General features: G+C 31.5%; 10 protein-coding genes and 1 rRNA gene. 2 read left to right on the top strand and 9 right to left on the bottom strand.

Features of this window, described 5'->3' with window-relative positions:
- Positions 1 to 17: 17 nt before the first annotated feature.
- Positions 18 to 127 (top strand): 5S ribosomal RNA (rrf, locus tag BT107_RS17185).
- Positions 128 to 570: 443 nt separating this feature from the next.
- On the opposite strand, the gene BT107_RS17180 is transcribed toward rrf, so the two are convergent.
- The 9 genes from BT107_RS17180 to BT107_RS17140 form a co-directional block, all read right to left on the bottom strand.
- Complete coding sequence (locus tag BT107_RS17180) at positions 571 to 1,335, bottom strand: SDR family NAD(P)-dependent oxidoreductase (RefSeq protein WP_072305073.1); 765 nt, start codon at positions 1,333 to 1,335, stop codon at positions 571 to 573.
- A gap of 46 nt (positions 1,336 to 1,381) precedes the next feature.
- Positions 1,382 to 3,007, bottom strand: a complete 1,626-nt coding sequence (locus tag BT107_RS17175; RefSeq protein ID WP_072305072.1) for an MFS transporter — start codon at positions 3,005 to 3,007, stop codon at positions 1,382 to 1,384.
- A gap of 162 nt (positions 3,008 to 3,169) precedes the next feature.
- On the bottom strand, positions 3,170 to 3,874 hold the full coding sequence (locus BT107_RS17170; protein ID WP_072305071.1) for a FadR/GntR family transcriptional regulator: 705 nt from the start codon (positions 3,872 to 3,874) through the stop codon (positions 3,170 to 3,172).
- A gap of 188 nt (positions 3,875 to 4,062) precedes the next feature.
- Positions 4,063 to 4,962 (bottom strand): polysaccharide lyase family 7 protein, encoded by a 900-nt coding sequence (locus tag BT107_RS17165; RefSeq protein ID WP_072305070.1) that lies wholly within the window; start codon positions 4,960 to 4,962, stop codon positions 4,063 to 4,065.
- A 10-nt stretch (positions 4,963 to 4,972) separates the two neighbouring features.
- Entirely contained in the window at positions 4,973 to 5,947 is a 975-nt protein-coding gene (locus BT107_RS17160; protein ID WP_072305069.1) for a PKD domain-containing protein, read from the bottom strand.
- A 24-nt stretch (positions 5,948 to 5,971) separates the two neighbouring features.
- The gene (locus tag BT107_RS17155) at positions 5,972 to 7,417 is read right to left on the bottom strand and encodes a RagB/SusD family nutrient uptake outer membrane protein (RefSeq protein WP_072305068.1); all 1,446 of its coding nucleotides are present in this window, start codon (positions 7,415 to 7,417) and stop codon (positions 5,972 to 5,974) included.
- A 25-nt stretch (positions 7,418 to 7,442) separates the two neighbouring features.
- A complete protein-coding gene (locus BT107_RS17150; protein WP_072305067.1) occupies positions 7,443 to 10,550 on the bottom strand; it encodes a SusC/RagA family TonB-linked outer membrane protein in 3,108 nt (1,035 codons plus the stop codon).
- Between the two features lie 497 nt (positions 10,551 to 11,047).
- Positions 11,048 to 13,315, bottom strand: a complete 2,268-nt coding sequence (locus BT107_RS17145; RefSeq protein ID WP_072305066.1) for a heparinase II/III domain-containing protein — start codon at positions 13,313 to 13,315, stop codon at positions 11,048 to 11,050.
- Positions 13,316 to 13,318: 3 nt separating this feature from the next.
- Positions 13,319 to 15,646, bottom strand: a complete 2,328-nt coding sequence (locus tag BT107_RS17140) for a chondroitinase-B domain-containing protein (protein WP_072305065.1) — start codon at positions 15,644 to 15,646, stop codon at positions 13,319 to 13,321.
- Between the two features lie 362 nt (positions 15,647 to 16,008).
- Here BT107_RS17140 and BT107_RS17135 point away from each other — a divergent pair, with 362 nt between their 5' ends.
- Positions 16,009 to 16,584, top strand: a complete 576-nt coding sequence (locus BT107_RS17135; protein WP_072305064.1) for a TetR/AcrR family transcriptional regulator — start codon at positions 16,009 to 16,011, stop codon at positions 16,582 to 16,584.
- Positions 16,585 to 16,732 lie beyond the last annotated feature (148 nt).

The raw sequence follows: 16,732 nt of genomic DNA, 5'->3' as shown, positions 1-16,732 counted from the left end.
GCAATTAACAAACAATTTAAGGTGGCCATGGCGATGAGGCTCACCCCTTTCCATTCCGAACAGGGAAGTTAAGCTCATCTGCGCCGATGGTACTGCCACTAGGTGGGAGAGTAGGCCGTCGCCTTTTTTCAAAAGCCCTTATCTAACGATAAGGGCTTTTTTTATACCCTAAATTTAAGGATAGTATAGATTACAAGTCATAGTTTATACAAATAGCATCAAAAAAGGCCTAGATATACTCTAGGTCTTTTTTAGTTTATAGAGGGGTATACGCGTGTATAACCAAACTTGCACTAGTTAAATCTATATAAGCTAGTATACAGCATCAGAATAGTAGTAATAGGAGGAGTGAATTGTTTTAATGTGTAGTTTACGGTAGTTAGATTATAGATAATGTATTAATTAGGTACTATTTGTTGTTATTAGCTGTGTATTAATAGGAACTAGTATGAGAATATTATTGAGTTTACCACAAAGAAAAAGGGCTAGAAACATACGTTTCTAGCCCTTTTTCTACTTAAGAATATTATTGTTAATCTAATACTCTATTTTCAATTACTTAGTTGAGTATTATATACCTAGAGCTTGCCCACCACCAATTTGTATAGTTTCAGCAGTTATAAAAGAAGCATCTTTACTAGCTAAGAAAGATATAACCCCAGAAACATCTTCGGGCTGACCTAATCGGCCTAACATAATATTATTTGCCCATGAAGCAAATACCTCTGGTTTAGTAGCTTTAATTTGCGCATGAAATGGAGTATCAATAGTACCAGGAGATACTGCATTTACTCTAATTCCGTATTCAGCTAAATCTTTAGCCAAAGCTCTAGTTATTGCATGCACACCAGCTTTAGAAGTTCCATAGATTCCTGCGCCAGGTCCACCTGCCGTCCATCCTGCATTAGATGTATAGTTAATTATTGATGGGTGTTCTCCTTTTTTTAAATATGGAATAGCTGCCCTTGAAGCAAAGAATACTGAATCTAAGTTCAATGCCATTACAAATCTGTAAAATTCTGTTGTCATTTCTTCAAATCTAGATCTACCGCCTAGACCACCTGCATTATTTACAAGTACATCTATTCTACCATATTTTTCTCCAATCTTTACAATGTTTTCTGTTACAAGTTCTTCTTTTGTAACATCAAAACCTAGATATTCTGCAGTAATACCATCCTTAGAAAGATCTTTAACTCTTTCTGCTCCGGCAGCATCGTCTATACCATTTAAGACAACAGTATAACCATCTTTTCCTAATCTTTTTGCTACTTCAAAACCAATACCTCCAGTGGCACCGGTAACTACTGCTACTTTTCCTTTATTCTTACTCATTTTGTTATGTGTTTTATTTTTATTTATTTTAAAGAATTATATTTAATTAATTTTTAGGTTTTAGTGGTTCTATTTTTGGACATAATATCCAAACAGATAATAGCGCTATTAATGCTAACGCACCTCCTATTAAAAAAGCAGGTGTATAATTACCGCCAGTAGTTATGAAAGTCACTAATAGTGTAAGTCCAGCAGCACCAAGTTTAGCAGCCATACCTGCAAAACCGGACAAAGTACCCACAATTTTACCTCCAAAAAGGTCACTTGGTAGTGTTTGAATATTACCTATTGCTACTTGAAAACCAAATAATAATATAGCCATAATTACAACTGCAATTAACGCTGCAGTGTTTCGAGCATTATTAATTTCTGATAAATAGGCAAGAGCTGCAATTCCAGAATCTGAAGGTGGTCCATATTTTGGCAATAAACGTTCTTCTTTTGTTGCTTCTGCTTTTGGTGTTTTCCATACAGCGGATTGATATGCTTTCTTAAATCTAGGATTAGATTTAATTTCATTGGTGCTATTTCCTGCAATGTTTATAATAAAGTCTTTATCTGCTTTTAAATCTTTGAATGCGTCATTATCCATTATCTTTTTAACTTGTGGATCAGCCATTGTTAAAGCTGCAGATTCCTCGACTCCAAAAAACCCTAAAACCTGAGGTGCACCAGGATATTTTAATAGAATAAAACATGGAATCATTATTATACAACCCAAAGTAATGACATACTTACGAGTCTTGTCTACAGTCCACCCAAAATTAAGCTTCTTTTGTGCAAGTAAACCTCCATACCAAGCACCAATCATTGCTCCTACATAAGGAACCCAGGCTGAAAATGCAATTTCTTTTACATTCATACCAAATACCTCAGATAAATATATAGGAATCCAAACGATAAATAACCACCAAATAGGATCAAGAGCTGCAGAGGCTATTATTACTCCCCAACTTTCTTTATGCTTAAGCAACTCTCCAGTATTTGGCACATATCCATCATCATAATTACCATCTTCATCAACATCTTGATTTTTTTGTCCAGAAAGAATATATTTTCTTTCATCTTCTGATAACCAAGGATGTGTTTTAGGGCCTGATTTTACAATGAACAACCAAGGTAGTAACCATAATAATCCTAACGCACCTACAACTATAAATATTGATTTCCAGTCTAAGTAAGCAGATAATAACCCGATAACAGGATACGCTACTATACCGCCAATTGCAGCTCCAGAGTTAAATACTCCTTGAGCTAGCGCTCTTTCTTTTGTTGGAAACCATTCTGCATTAGCTTTGGCAGCACCAGGCCAATTACCTGCTTCTGCTAAACCTAAGATAGATCTGAAAATTGAAAAACTAAGCATTCCTTGAGCAAATGCATGTAGCATAGTTGCAATAGACCACACTCCAATAGAAAGAGCAAAACCCATTCTAGTACCTATCCAATCAAATATTTTACCAAAAAGAGCTTGACCACTAGCGTATGATAATATGAATACCGTAGATATGGTACCAAATATAACTTTATGTCCGTCCTTATCCATTTCAGGAAATAGGTCATTAGCAATGTCAGGCCATAGTGCTCCAAAAGCTTGCCTGTCTATGTAGTTAACAACTGCAGCCAAAGCAACAAGTCCTACTACCCACCATCTTAATCCTTTTACTTTCATGTATTTTTATATAGAAAAAGGAGTGAAATAGAAGTCTAGTAATAGTGTGCTTAACGTTAATATTATAACGTAAGAGCATTACTATAGTAGTAAAACTTCCCTCCTTTATATTTTATTTTTCTTTAAAAAGGTAATGCGTGCATTATTACCTTTATTTTATTACTACTTTATATTATAACAATATTGATATAAAATTTTAAAATGAGCTTTCATTTTATCCTTCGCTTCTTTAGGGTTTTTATTTTTTATAGCATCATATATATCCTTATGCTCTTTGATACTTGACATTACTTGATTTTTACTACATACATGATGTTTTTCAAAATTGGTAATAATTTCAGGAGTAATTGTAAGCATAAAAGTATTCATACTACTGTTTCTACTTGCTTTTGCTATTGCGAGATGAAATAATAAATCTTCTTGTACAGCATCTTCTCCGTTTAAAACCTTTTTTTCATGGGCATCTAAAGTACTTTTTAGATGTTTTAAATCATCTTCTGTTCTTCTTAATGAAGCTAATCTTACTGTCTTTAATTCTAATAGTATTCTTGTTTCTACCAGTGATTTAAAATCTGGAGTATCCAATCGTAATATATCCTCAATCATACCATTTAAAGCTATAACTCCAATATTGGCAACAAAAGTTCCGCTCTGAGGTATTGAATTTAACAAACCAAAAAATTCTAATTTTTGAATAGCTTCTCTAACAGTACTTCTGGTTACTTCAAATTTCTCTGACAGCATTCTTTCAGAAGGTAACTTATCACCAGGTTCTAAATTTTTAATATTAATTAAATCTCTTATTTGAGATATAATTTTATTTTGGACTGATAAATTATCATTTTTAGTAAGTAGTTCTATCTTCATATTTTTAACATATTATGATATGTAAATTGGTTAACCAATTTTAAACAATTACAATTTATAAAAAATATATCTATATTATGTTATAAAAAGCATATCAATTAGTAAATAAACTTTACCAGTTTTTTTAATTAATACCAGTAAAGTCTATTATAACAACTAACTCTACTTACTTATTCTTAATGTCATTTTTACTCTGAAACTGTAAGTTCATAAAACTTAACTTTAGCAAAAGAATCTTTGTCTCTGGATTGAAAATAATTTCCAGCTTTAAAATAGTTTTCAAAAACACCCCATTTTTTCATATGTATGTTTTTGTATACTTTAAATTCATTATTATTTAATGAAACAATCATTTTTCCTTCACTAACTTTTACTTCTAATGTAAACTTATTAAAGTCAACCTTTTCTTTAAAAGTGTGTCCTTCATCATCTGTCCATGCACTTTCATGAAGTATATCTGTATCAGATATATTTAAGTTTTTTAAAACTTTAGTCTTAACTCTAACCTTACCATTTTGCCAATATATTTTTAGCATTGGCGGGGCATTATTATCTTTTTCTCCTATTAATTCTTTTTGTTCATTTGTAAGTCTACCGTGAATTTGCATAATAATGGTTTTGTGATACTTACCATTACTATCTTTAGAAATATCTTCTACTGCAAGTTTACCTTTTAAGGATCTACCATCTTTAAAAGTCCAGTTTACATTATTATCACCTGGAACCATTTGCTCTCTTAATTCTGTTCTAGAATATTTAGTATTAGCAGTTGTGGCAGCAGTAGGGTAGGCATAAAAAACAAGCGAACCAGACACAGAGTCATTATACATAAATGGCATTAGTGTTTTATTGGTAGCATAATCTAATATCTCTGGTGGCTCTATTTCTGTTGGCTTACCAATTGGCAATGTTACTTTCCAATGACTTAAATCTATTTTAGAGAGTTTATATTTTTTCTTCTTTTTCTTTCTTTTAGACACTTTTGTATCAGATTCTACCACGCTACTTTTGGTTGTTTGGCAAGCAGCGTTAGTAGTAAGAAATACAATTGATAATATTGTTATAATTTCTTTTCTGAAATTCTTCATTCTTTATTTTTTATGGAGCAGGTACAATGCTAATGTTATCTACATAAGTATCTCCTGTACTTACATTATCTATCCAAATAGCTATTTCACCAGTAGCGTTTGCTTCAAATTCGAATGTTACTTCGGTAAAATTATTTTTTCCTAAAGAAACATCACCATCAGCTTCTGCAATAAAACCAGTTGTTTCTAGTTCACTGGCATTATCCATCCATCCGTTTAAAATACCAACTCTTACTTTATCACCATCATTTTTAAGTGCGTAATGAAAAGTAACTATATACTTAACATTTGGAGTTACTGTTAATGCTTGGTAAGAAGCTCTGTCATTACCTTCTCCAGTTGCAGGGTATTTAGCTCCTTGTGTTTTACCAGAAGTATTATCAAAAGGGATAGTATATGCACCATCTGAACTTGTATTATGTACAGTTGCTCCTAGAATTCTCCAACAGTTAGTTCCATCGTTCTTAGGTGTTTTTGGAGTGCCGTCTTCTTGAATAAATACACAACCAAGTGTGTCTCCACCATCTTCTGTACCATCTTCAAAAGCCCATTCTGATATTACTGGTGTAATTACTGTAGGTACTAATGGCATTACTACTGTAATTGTTTCTGAGTAAACACTCTCTACACCTAAGTTATCTGAAGCAGTTAATGTTACAAGAAAATCACCCTCTCCAGGGAATGTGTGTTCTGGTTCTACTTCTGTAGATGTAATTACCTCTCCAGAACTATGTACAAACTCCCAGTTGTATTGTGTTGCACTATTAGATTGGTTACTAAATGTATAACTTTTCCAAGCTTCGTCTGATCCAGAATTTTGAGTAGCAGCAAAAAAAGCGCTTGGAGGTGTTAAATCTTCTATTGATGCTGTACCTGCTACATCATATTCTAAATCACATGATGAAAAAGATATTGTTAGCAAAAAGATTGCAGTCAATAGTCCCGCAGTTCTTTTTATTCTATTAATGTTTCTATTATTTTTCATAATTATATGTTTTAACTATTGTTTTTAGTATCCAGGATTTTGTGTTAACACACCTTTACTTAATCCTATTTCTCTTTGTGGAATAGGTAATAACAAATCTGTAGAAGAAAAACTATAGCCGTTTGTTGTTGCAAATTCTGATAAAACATTTACAGCTTCACCCATTCTAATTAAATCGAATAGACGTTTATTCTCAAAAGCAAGCTCTACACGTCTTTCGTTTAATAATTCTTCTTTGGTAATTACACCATCATCATCATTTGGTAAGCCAGCTCTATTTCTAATAGAATTAAAAGAAGTAAGTGCATTACTGTTAGATGTAGACTCGCCACCGCCTAAGATTGCTTCTACATGTAATAAAACTACATCAGCAAATCTTAATACAATCCAATCATTACCAGCAGCTTGTGCGTCAGAACTAAAAGTTCTTCCGTTATCGCCACCACTTTCACCATTAGGTAAATATTTAATTGCTTGATTTTCTGTTGGCTGAAAAGGATCTACTCTATATGTGTGTTGTGTTCTATCTCCACCCATTTCTTCTAAAGCAGTAACAACATCTGTAGTAGCATAGTTTACGCCACTTGTTCTACCTACAGAATTTAACCATTCTGCAGAAAAGTTTTGGCTGTTGTTATTATCTCCTTGTTCGTAACCAATAGCAAAAATAATTTCGTCATTACGTTCAGAGAAAAATACATCACTATAACTATCTAACAACTCAAAACCTCTTGCAGGATCTAAAACTTCTTCGCACAATAATTGTGCTTGTGCATAGTTAGGGGTAGGTAGAGATAAATATACTTTAGCTAGTAAGCCTTGTGCAGCAGCTTTAGAAGCTCTGTCTTTAAAAGAATCGTCTAAGTTATCTACTGCTGTTTGTAAATCTTCAATTATTAAAGCATAGATTTCAGAAGAATTTATTCTTGTAAAAGCAGTTTCTGTATCTAAAGGAGCAATAACATTAGTTACCAATGGTACATCTCCGTATAAACGAACTAAATTGAAATATGCATAAGCTCTTAAAAATTTAGCTTCACCTTCAATTTTACCAGCAGCAGCTTCTGATGCGGCATCAATATTATCTAAAACAACATTTGCTCTAAAAATTACATCGTAAAAACTTCTGTAATAATCCGCAACAATACCGTTTGTAGCTTCTATTGCAAAGCTTTCAAATTGTGCAGCTTCACCTTCTTGACTTTTTGTTCTTGTATTATCACTACGCATTTCTGTTACATAAAACTCTACTTGTGTTGCGTGGTTTAAATTAGAACTTGTAAGTTTTGATGCATTTACCCCTTGTAAACCGTCGTAAATATTAATAACCGCAGCTTCTAGTTCTTCATCATTAGAATAAAATGCATCTCCGCTTGTACCAGTTTTTAAGTCTGGTGATAAAAATGAATCCTCACAAGACACAGATAAAATTGTAATGACTATTAATGTTAAAAATTTTAGTTTTTTCATGATTATATATTTTTAAATTAGTAGTTTAAAATTCTATGTTAAGACCTGCTGAAATTGTACTAAATACAGGAGAACCAGCTCTTTGATAACCGTAAGTGGTTGCAGAAGTAGTGTTAATAGATTCTGGATTAAAACCAGTATAGTCATCTGCTGTTAAGTACATAATGTTTTGTGCAGAAACATAAATTCTTGCGCTTCTAATTTTTAATTGAGATGCAACATCTTTACTAAAGTTATATCCTAGATTAATATTACGTAATGCTATATATGATGCATCTTGAATAATATCGTTTGTGAATATTTTTTGTTTGATAAACTCTTGATTAGGAGTTGTTAAAACGTAATCTCCTGTTGGACCAGTAACAAAATCTTGAGAGCTGTTAAAATGGTTGAAAATGTATTGATCTCCCATATTTCTAATCTCAGCACCATGACTTCCTTGGAACATAAAACTAAAGTCGAAGTTTCCTATTTTAAAATCGTTAGAAACACTCCATACAAAATCTGGATAAGGATTTCCTAATATGGTTTTATCATCATCATCAATAATACCATCACCATTTAAATCTTTTACATATACATCTTGTGCTTCTCCACCAATTGGGTGAAAAGGATTATTAAGAAATTCTAATGGGATGTCTCTTTCTACTACCCATCCGTAAAAAGACGAAATTGGGTTACCTTCTAAATTAATCCATTCAGATGCTCTTTTAGAATCTACGTTTTGTATTTGTCCGTTAGAATCTGCAAAATCTGTTAATTCATTTTTGTTTGTAGATGTAATAAAGGTTGTAGTCCATTTAAATTTAGGACCAGCAACGTTTCTTGTTCTTAATTCTACTTCTATACCAGAGTTTTCTACTTCACCAATGTTTACTAAAGCATTTGTAAATCCGGTTGTAGAAGCTATAGGGTTGTTTAATAATAACTGATCACTAGTTCTTTTGTAGTAATCTATAGAACCAGATAAAACATTACTAAAGAAACCAAAGTCTATACCAGGGTTAAATTCTACTTGTCTTTCCCATTTTAAATCTGGATTAGATATGTTTAAAGGGTTAGCTGCATTTGTTACAACACCACCAGTTACACCAGAAGCTATAGAATTATCTATTAAGGATAAATAAGGGTAGTTGTTAATTAAGTTGTTTCCTGTTCTAAAAGAATTGTTCCCAGTTACACCGTAACTAACTCTAAATTTAAGGTTGTTAATTACATCACTATTTTTTAAGAAGTTTTCTCTAGAAACATTCCAACCTAAAGAACCTGCAAAAAAGTTACCATACTTATTGTTTGGTCCAAATACAGAAGCACCATCTCTTCTAAAACTAAATGAAGCTAGATATTTATCTGCATATGCATAGTTAACCCTTGTAAAGAAAGAAAGTAATGTACTTTCGTAATCCTCGTTGTACTCGTTTGTAATGTCGTCTTGGTTAATGTAACGAGAACTATCATCTGTATATCCTTGAGAACTAATAGTCTCAAATTCTGTTTTGTATTTTTCACCAGAAGCACCTAAAACCACACCTAGATCATGTTTATCAAATGTTTTGTTATAAGATAATACATTATCTAATGCTAAATGCTGTGTTCTTGTATTTGTGCTATCTAATTGTGCTGCACTAGCACCGTTTCTGTTAGATTCTACACCTTGCCATCTTTGTTGTCTGTATCTTTGGTAATCTCCAGATAACGTTGTTTTAAAGCTTAAATCGTCGTTAATTTTGTATTTAGCGTAGAAGCTTCCTAAAATTTTACTTCTGTAATCTCTTCTATCTCTTTCTAATACTTTAGCAGCAGGATTTGTATTAGAGGTATTACTAATGTTTGTGCCACCACTATCTGCATTAACAGGAGCCCCAGCATCTAAGTCATATCCATCAAAATGGTATTGTAAAGCATAATCACCTACTTGTACGTCTGCCCATTTACCACCATCTTGTACTCTGTTTACAAATTGTATTGTGTTTTCATCGTGGTATACTGGCAACCAAGATGGTTGTCTTAATATATCGTGTGTAGATCCATCAAAACGTCTACGTTCTGTGTAAGATGGAGTAGCACTAAGACCAACTGTTAAATTATCTGTAACATCATAATCTAATCTAAGTTTTACACTGTACTTTTTAAAATCATCAGTTAATAAAACACCTTCATCATGATTGTAGTTTAAGTTTGTGCTAAATCTTAATTTATCATTACCACCTCTAATACCTAAAGAATGATTTGTAATAATACCACCATCAAAAATAATATCTTGCCAGTTTGTATCTACACCTATTAGTTGCTTGTATTTAGTACGATCTGATAGGCCATGCGTAAATTGTAATTCTGCAGCAGCAGTAGCCGCGACAGTAGAGTAATAAGCATCACTTTGTCTAGCAGTTTTAACACCAGTTAAAGTAGAGTAACTAAATCTAGTTTCTCCAGATTTACCAGATTTTGTTGTAATCTGAATAATACCATTACCACCTCTAGAACCATAAATTGCACCTGAAGCAGCATCCTTTAAAATCTCAAAAGATTCTACATCATTCATATCTAAAGAACCTAAGTAATCGTTTGGTACAACAACACCATCTACAACAACTAAAGGACCAGAGTTACCAGTAATAGAACCCGTACCTCTAATTCTAATAGTAGGGTCAGAACCAGCTTCACCTTCTGTAGCTTGTATGTTAACACCAGATACTTGCCCTACTAAGGCATCATCTACCCTAGAAACGGCAATCTGACCTAAATCTTCGTTTAATACCTTAGAAATAGACCCTGTTAAGTGAGATTTTTTTTGTGTTCCGTAACCAATAACTACAACTTCTTCTAGTTTACTAGCATCTTCTTCTAATGATACATTTAAGTTTTTTTGATCTGCAATTGTAATAGATTTTGTAACAAACCCTATGTAAGAAAACTGTAGTATGTCTCCTTTTTTTACTTTAAGTTCATAATTACCATCAAAATCTGTTGTAGTTCCTGCAGTAGTGTTTTTAATAATAATGTTAACACCAAGAATAGGTAAGTTGTCTGCCGTAGAAATGACCTTTCCTTTTACCGAAAAACTTTCTTGTGCTAAAGTTATAACACTGTAAAAGAGTGTTATGACTAAAATTAGCTTTGTTTTTAAGTTCATAATTAATTGTTTAGTTTAATTGAGTTAATATGGTGCAGTACTTAAAAAACCATTATCTCTAGGCCTAAAGCAAAATATTATTACTTTTGCAAAAGAATATGTTTTTTATACTACATATTTAATACTTCCCTCCAAAGAAGTAGTTACTAAAAAGGATAGGCGTGCACCTGTCCTTTTTTTTGTGCTCATCTTAATTTGGTTAACCAAACTGGTTAACCAGTTAAAGATATTCGAATATATGTAAAAATTTTGTTAAAAAAAAATTATATATTTATTTATGGGGGTACACTGTAAAATCTTATTCAATAGGGCTAAAATTTTCTATAAATATTTTTTTTAACATTTATAGTTTTGCATATCATATTTAGTGTTAAAAAATATAAATTCTACTTTTAGCTAATTTAGCCCTGTCTCCTATAGTTAATTTGCGTTAGGAACTCTTTACATAAACTACTTTTGTATGTTAGTTAAATAGCACTAATTCTAAATACTTTAAGTTAGTTATACATAAATGGACCCACCCAATTGTAATCCTTATTATTAATTTTTAATGTGTGTTTGGCTTCTTTATTAGAATTTGTATTGCACAGAATAAAGGTTTTAGTTTCTTTATTTATGTTTGTAATGCTAACTGCGGAATAATCTTTAGTACTTAAGATTGTTTTTATTTCTGCAATGCTGCTGTACGAGTTAACTGAAAATTCTGAGACAGGACTATATGTTCCATGTGGTTCTATGGCTGTAACAAATAAAGCATTTTTAGTATTGTTTTTTCTAATAATAAAACCAGGATCTCTTCTTAAATTAAACTCAGGATCATTAGCTCCAGTTTCTACAAAAATAATTTTGTCTGTTGGTAATGTAGCAGATGTAATTGTGTAGAACACATTATTGTCTAACCAGTTAAATTGTAAATTATTCTTAGGAGCATCTGCTAATGCTTTTACGAATAAATGTTGATAACCATTAGAACTTCCTAATGTTTTAATTTCTGATTGTTGCTGGTATTTAAAATTAGCTTGCATTAACTGACCAGAATAATAAAAAGGTAAATCGTATTTGTTTAATGCGTTACTACTAACATTGTATAGGTCTAAAACAAAAGAATGATTTATAAAAGTAGTATCATTAACAAGTAACATAGTTCTATGTAAGATTGTGCCCGGATATGCATTTTCTTCTTTAGCGCTTACTACCTGTACTTTTTTGTTTTCTACATTAAAAAGGTATTCATTGGAATGGTTTTTACTACCAATTTCATACTTTCCATTAAAATGAGAAGTTTCATTTTGTATAATAGTATTATGGGCAATAGTTTGTTTTGCCCAAGTAGTATTTTCTTTAAGGTAATTACCGCCTCCTTTTTGCTCTATGTTTACAAACCTTGCTAAACCATAATCTTGTAAAACTTCTTTACCATCGTTATATAGTGAAAAGGATAACTTATCATAATGGCCATGGCTTAAACCTTGAGACGTATATTTGTATACCAACTCTAAGTTAGAATTACGTATTATACTAATAGCACCTTGTTTTCCGTTTGGGCCATCTTTTAAAGTTATAGATTCTTTTGTAAAAGGTTTTACTTCATTGTTTTTAATACCTAAAGCAATAGAAAGACCTGTATCGTCTAAATTTACCTTATCTTGTTTTTTTGCAATACTTAATAATTCTGAGTTTTTTCCTCCGTAGTGATATGCTATATCAACGGCAGTAACCAACTCTCTAGAATAGTAAGACATTCCTTTTTGTGCATCGTTAATAGGGAAAAAATCTCCATCCTTATCAGATAAGTTCAGTAAAGCATCTACAGCTTTAATAAGTACACCATCTTTATACTCAAATATTTTAAGTTCAGGTTTTTTATTTTCTAATGCCTGCGCAAAAATTAAGAAAGGGTACATAGCGTATCTTTGGTAGTAAGGACCCTCAGTATAATATCCGTCAGGAGAAAAAGGTTCGTCTAAATTTGCTAAAAAGCCAACTTTCTGATTTTTAGACTTTATAAATCCTCCATCATCATCTTTTACATCTGCAGCAATAGAATCTGTTTTTAAACCATATAAAGCTTTGTTTAAAAGATCATCATTATCCATCACAAGCGCTATCATCCCAACAGCTACATTGCCCCAAGTACTGTGGTTGTGTACCCTATTAAAAAATTGCGGGTTCTCTTTTGATATAAAATTAGCAAACGGTATAAATAGGTCTTTTTCTAAATGTTCTCTTTCTTCTTTAGAAAGCCAATCATAAATACAATCGTAAGCCTGACTAGCATATACCAACCAATTAGAATCGTTTAAACATTGCCAAAATAGTTTACCTCTAGCATAAGATCTTTCTTGTGGGTGTAATGGTAGAGTAGGGTATAGCTTAGCATACTCCATAAACATATCTCTAATATAAACGGCATATTTTTCATCATCTAAAATCTGAAAAAGCACACCTGCTTTTTGCAATATTAAAAAGTTTTTTTTGTGCTGCTCGTGTGTGTACCCCCCAGAAAAATCTTTAGGAATAGGAATTTCTATACCAGCATTAATTTCTGCATCTACTTCTTGTTTAACAGCTTCTAGAGTTTTATCAAATAGAGGAATAGTACCAAGTTTGGCTCTAATATCTTTAACTCCTTCTTTTGTTAAAATTAAACTTGGGTGACTAGAGTTTTTATCACTTGTGTTTTCAGCAATTGTTTCAGCTTTATCATTTTTACACGCTGATAATATGAAAACAGAAATAATAAAAACATATTTTTTAAGCACCATTGTTTAGTTATTTAAAATTAGACCAAGGTTTTTTCCTTCTGTTCCTTTTGCCAATAACGGAGATGTAGCAGAAAGTGTGTTAGTACCATCATTAAAATTAGGATCTAATGTCCATAAGTTTTCTACGGTGTATTTCTGATTTCCAGAAACTTCTAAGCCTTCAGATTTATAAAAATTATTGTTTAAAATATCAACCATAGGCTCACCTACAACTAAATGCATTTTTAATGCTTTAGTATTATTAAAAATATTATTTGTAATCTCGTTTACTTGTACGCCATATAGGTTTATAGCAGCATTGTATTTGTTTCTTTTTCCGTGACCAACATTAGTAAATGTGTTGTGGTCTAGTTCTAAAAACGGACCAAAAGTACTTTCATCTTTTCCTCCTCTATGTAAACTAAGTACAGCTTTACTAACATCACTAAAGCTATTGTTTTTTAGAATTACATATTCAGCATTGTAAATACCAATATCATCTGTTTCCTTGTCTAGTGCTAATACATTACCTGTAATAGTTTTAAAGTTAGAATTTTTAATACTAATAGTATCTGCAAATGTATTTTTATACACTACTACCGCATCAAAAGAATGGTTAACATCTAAATTTATAAAATCGCAATTATCTACAAATAATTTATAGTTTTTATTCATAGAATATTTGCTTGTTGAAATTACAGAGTTTCCTGTTCTGTCTGGAGCACTTTTACCATCAAAATTAATATTATCTAGTTTTAAGCTACCTCCATTATTTATTTCAAACAACGTTTTCTTTTCAAATAAAATAGTTGGCTTTACTTTAGAGTTTGATGTAAAACTTAGTGGGTGATTAATTGCTATAGTTTTAGATAAAGTATAAGGAACACCAGAAGTTAACTCAATAACGTCTCCGGCTGATGATTTGCTAACGGCTTCAAACAATGTATTTAGTCCTGGCTCTACTTTTATAGTTTTTCCAGATCCAAAAGCAACGTTAGTACTGTTTTTAGAGTACCAGCTTGCACCCGTTTTATCTTTGGTTAAAATGTTAGAAGGTAATTTAGCTCCAGCTTTTAGTGTTTCATCTTTTGGAACTAATAAGCCACTTGCGTTTGTTTTCCATTCTATTTTTTGAGTATTAAAACCAGTCTCGGTAATAGGTGTATTGTTTTTACTAATAATGTTGTTTGTAAAAGCAATACCACTAATATCATCATATACAGTAAAGATTTTATCATTGTTCTCATTATAAAAAATGTTGCTGTCCATTACACAATCTTCAGGCGGAGCGCTACGTTCTTCATCGCTACCGGCACATAATTGTATGTTATCGCAATTAACAAAAGTGTTATTTTTAACAACAGCATCTTTAGCTTGGTCATATCTGTTAATAGGAGAATTATAAATTCCGTTCATAATAACAAATGCACCTCTAAATCTGTAACCCGTTAAGCCAACACCATAATTGTTTATAACAGTTTGCTCTCCATTTATTATACGAATACCGCCAGTACTAGGCTTATTATTACCAATAAAAATATTACCATCTACCATTGTTCTGTTACCGTGGCGCATAGTTAACGTACCTGTACACTCATAGAAAACATTGTTTTTATAAGTATTCTGACAAGATTTGTTAGAGATTATTTCGTGTTCACCATTACATCTATCAAAATAGTTAGCTTCTACAATAGTATTAGAGTTGCTTCTAGAGTAGTGGCTAGTACCAATACGTAAAGTTTCTCCTCCGTTAGAGCCTAAGTTTTGTCTTGGTCCAAAATAATTATGATCTATTTTATGGTTGTTTTCTTGACTCTCTACAGTGTTTAACCTAACCGTCATTGTAACACCTCTGTTTTTTTTACCTGATAAATGATTGTGATCTATTCTGTTATTTTTACCATATATAGCAACCCAAGTATCTGGTTCGTGGCGTTCTGGATTACTAAAGTTATCTATAACACATTCTGTTAACCTTGTATTATAAGCTAAAGTTTTTGCATCTTTTTTAAACGAAATAACTTCATTAGTTGGTGTAAAACCATTTTTAAAAACTAATCCACTAATAATTAAATGTTCTCCAGCAATTCTTAAATTAGACTGACCTTCTAAAATTACCTTACCTTTAGTTTCTACTGTTAATGTAATTGGTTTTTCTTCAGTTCCTTTAGCATCAAAAACTAGTTCGGTATTATTCCAAACTCCGTTTGCTAATGTTATTACATCTCCAGGTTTTGCATTTTTTACAGCTGAATTAAACTCTTCTACAGTAGAAACTGTGTCGGTTTTTTTAGAACAAGACGTTAGTGTAAACAGTACTAAACAAGCTACTAATATTATACTTTTTTGCATATCATTATAAATTGGTTAACCAGATTGGTTTACCAAATATAAAGTTATTTAATTAAATATGTAATTTATTGGCAGTTAAATTCAGAAATATTAAAAAAATAGGCAAAAAATATTGCTAGTACATAAAAAAATATGTTCCTGTATTTTATGCTAAAGCTTTGGTATTTGCTGTTTTTAAAAGGGTGATTAAATTTAAGCTGTCTAATTTCATTTGTTATTATAGTAAGAGAGCTATACTTTAATAAAGTTTTTTATATAAGTGACTTTGTTTAGTTAACGTTTGTTCATATATTTGACTTATGATATAAAATTGTTAACATTATTAAAAATAACTCCCCAAGTTAGACCAACAACCTAATACTATGAAAAATACAACCAAAAAAGAATTATTTTTTAAGAAGACTTTAAAACTAATTAGTGAAAAAGGTTTTAAAGCAACTACAATGCGTGATATAGCGCACGAGCTAAATTTTGAAGTAGCAAATGTGTACAATTATATAGATTCTAAAGAGGCTTTGTTAGAAGGATATATATTTGGTACGTTAGATGAATTTTTAATCTATTTAGATAACATTGTAGACTCGTCTTACTCACCAGTTGAAAAATTGAAGTTTGTAATTTCTAAACACGCTCAGTATGCAATTGCAAAACCTTATGAAATTGCACTTTTTGTATACGAATGGAGAAATTTAAAAGAACCTAGGTTAACAGAGTTTAAAGAAAAAAAAACAGCTTACATAAGTAAAGTAAATACAATAATAGAAGACGGAATTAACCAAGGAGATCTTAGGAAAATGGATAGCGAGTTCGCTACTTTTATGTTTTTCTCATCTATGCGTTGGTTGTTTAGTATGATCACAAATGAAGAGGTAAAAGTAAATCCTGTTGAGATTGAAAAGCAATTGACAGATTTTATCTTTAAAGGAATAGGGAAGTAGGTTTGTACTATACACTATATAAAAACAAAAAAGAGGAAGCTAAGCTTCCTCTTTTTTGTTTTTATAAGATATTTGATTTGTTAGTTTTTAATTACAATAAACTCCGATCTTCTATTTTTTTGATGTTCTTCTTCAGAGCATTTGCTGT

The sequence above is a fragment of the Cellulophaga fucicola genome, assembly GCF_900119145.1.
Lineage (GTDB): Bacteria > Bacteroidota > Bacteroidia > Flavobacteriales > Flavobacteriaceae > Cellulophaga > Cellulophaga fucicola.
The sequence above is the reverse complement of the archived record's forward strand: the minus strand, read 5'-3'. Positions and strand labels throughout refer to the sequence as shown.

Coding starts and splice junctions, on each gene's coding strand:
- BT107_RS17135 (WP_072305064.1), top strand. CDS start 16,009: ATGAAAAATACAACCAAAAAAGAATTATTTTTTAAGAAGACTTTAAAA.
- BT107_RS17145 (WP_072305066.1), bottom strand. CDS start 13,315: ATGGTGCTTAAAAAATATGTTTTTATTATTTCTGTTTTCATATTATCA.
- BT107_RS17150 (WP_072305067.1), bottom strand. CDS start 10,550: ATGAACTTAAAAACAAAGCTAATTTTAGTCATAACACTCTTTTACAGT.
- BT107_RS17165 (WP_072305070.1), bottom strand. CDS start 4,962: ATGAAGAATTTCAGAAAAGAAATTATAACAATATTATCAATTGTATTT.
- BT107_RS17140 (WP_072305065.1), bottom strand. CDS start 15,646: ATGCAAAAAAGTATAATATTAGTAGCTTGTTTAGTACTGTTTACACTA.
- BT107_RS17180 (WP_072305073.1), bottom strand. CDS start 1,335: ATGAGTAAGAATAAAGGAAAAGTAGCAGTAGTTACCGGTGCCACTGGA.
- BT107_RS17170 (WP_072305071.1), bottom strand. CDS start 3,874: ATGAAGATAGAACTACTTACTAAAAATGATAATTTATCAGTCCAAAAT.
- BT107_RS17160 (WP_072305069.1), bottom strand. CDS start 5,947: ATGAAAAATAATAGAAACATTAATAGAATAAAAAGAACTGCGGGACTA.
- BT107_RS17155 (WP_072305068.1), bottom strand. CDS start 7,417: ATGAAAAAACTAAAATTTTTAACATTAATAGTCATTACAATTTTATCT.
- BT107_RS17175 (WP_072305072.1), bottom strand. CDS start 3,007: ATGAAAGTAAAAGGATTAAGATGGTGGGTAGTAGGACTTGTTGCTTTG.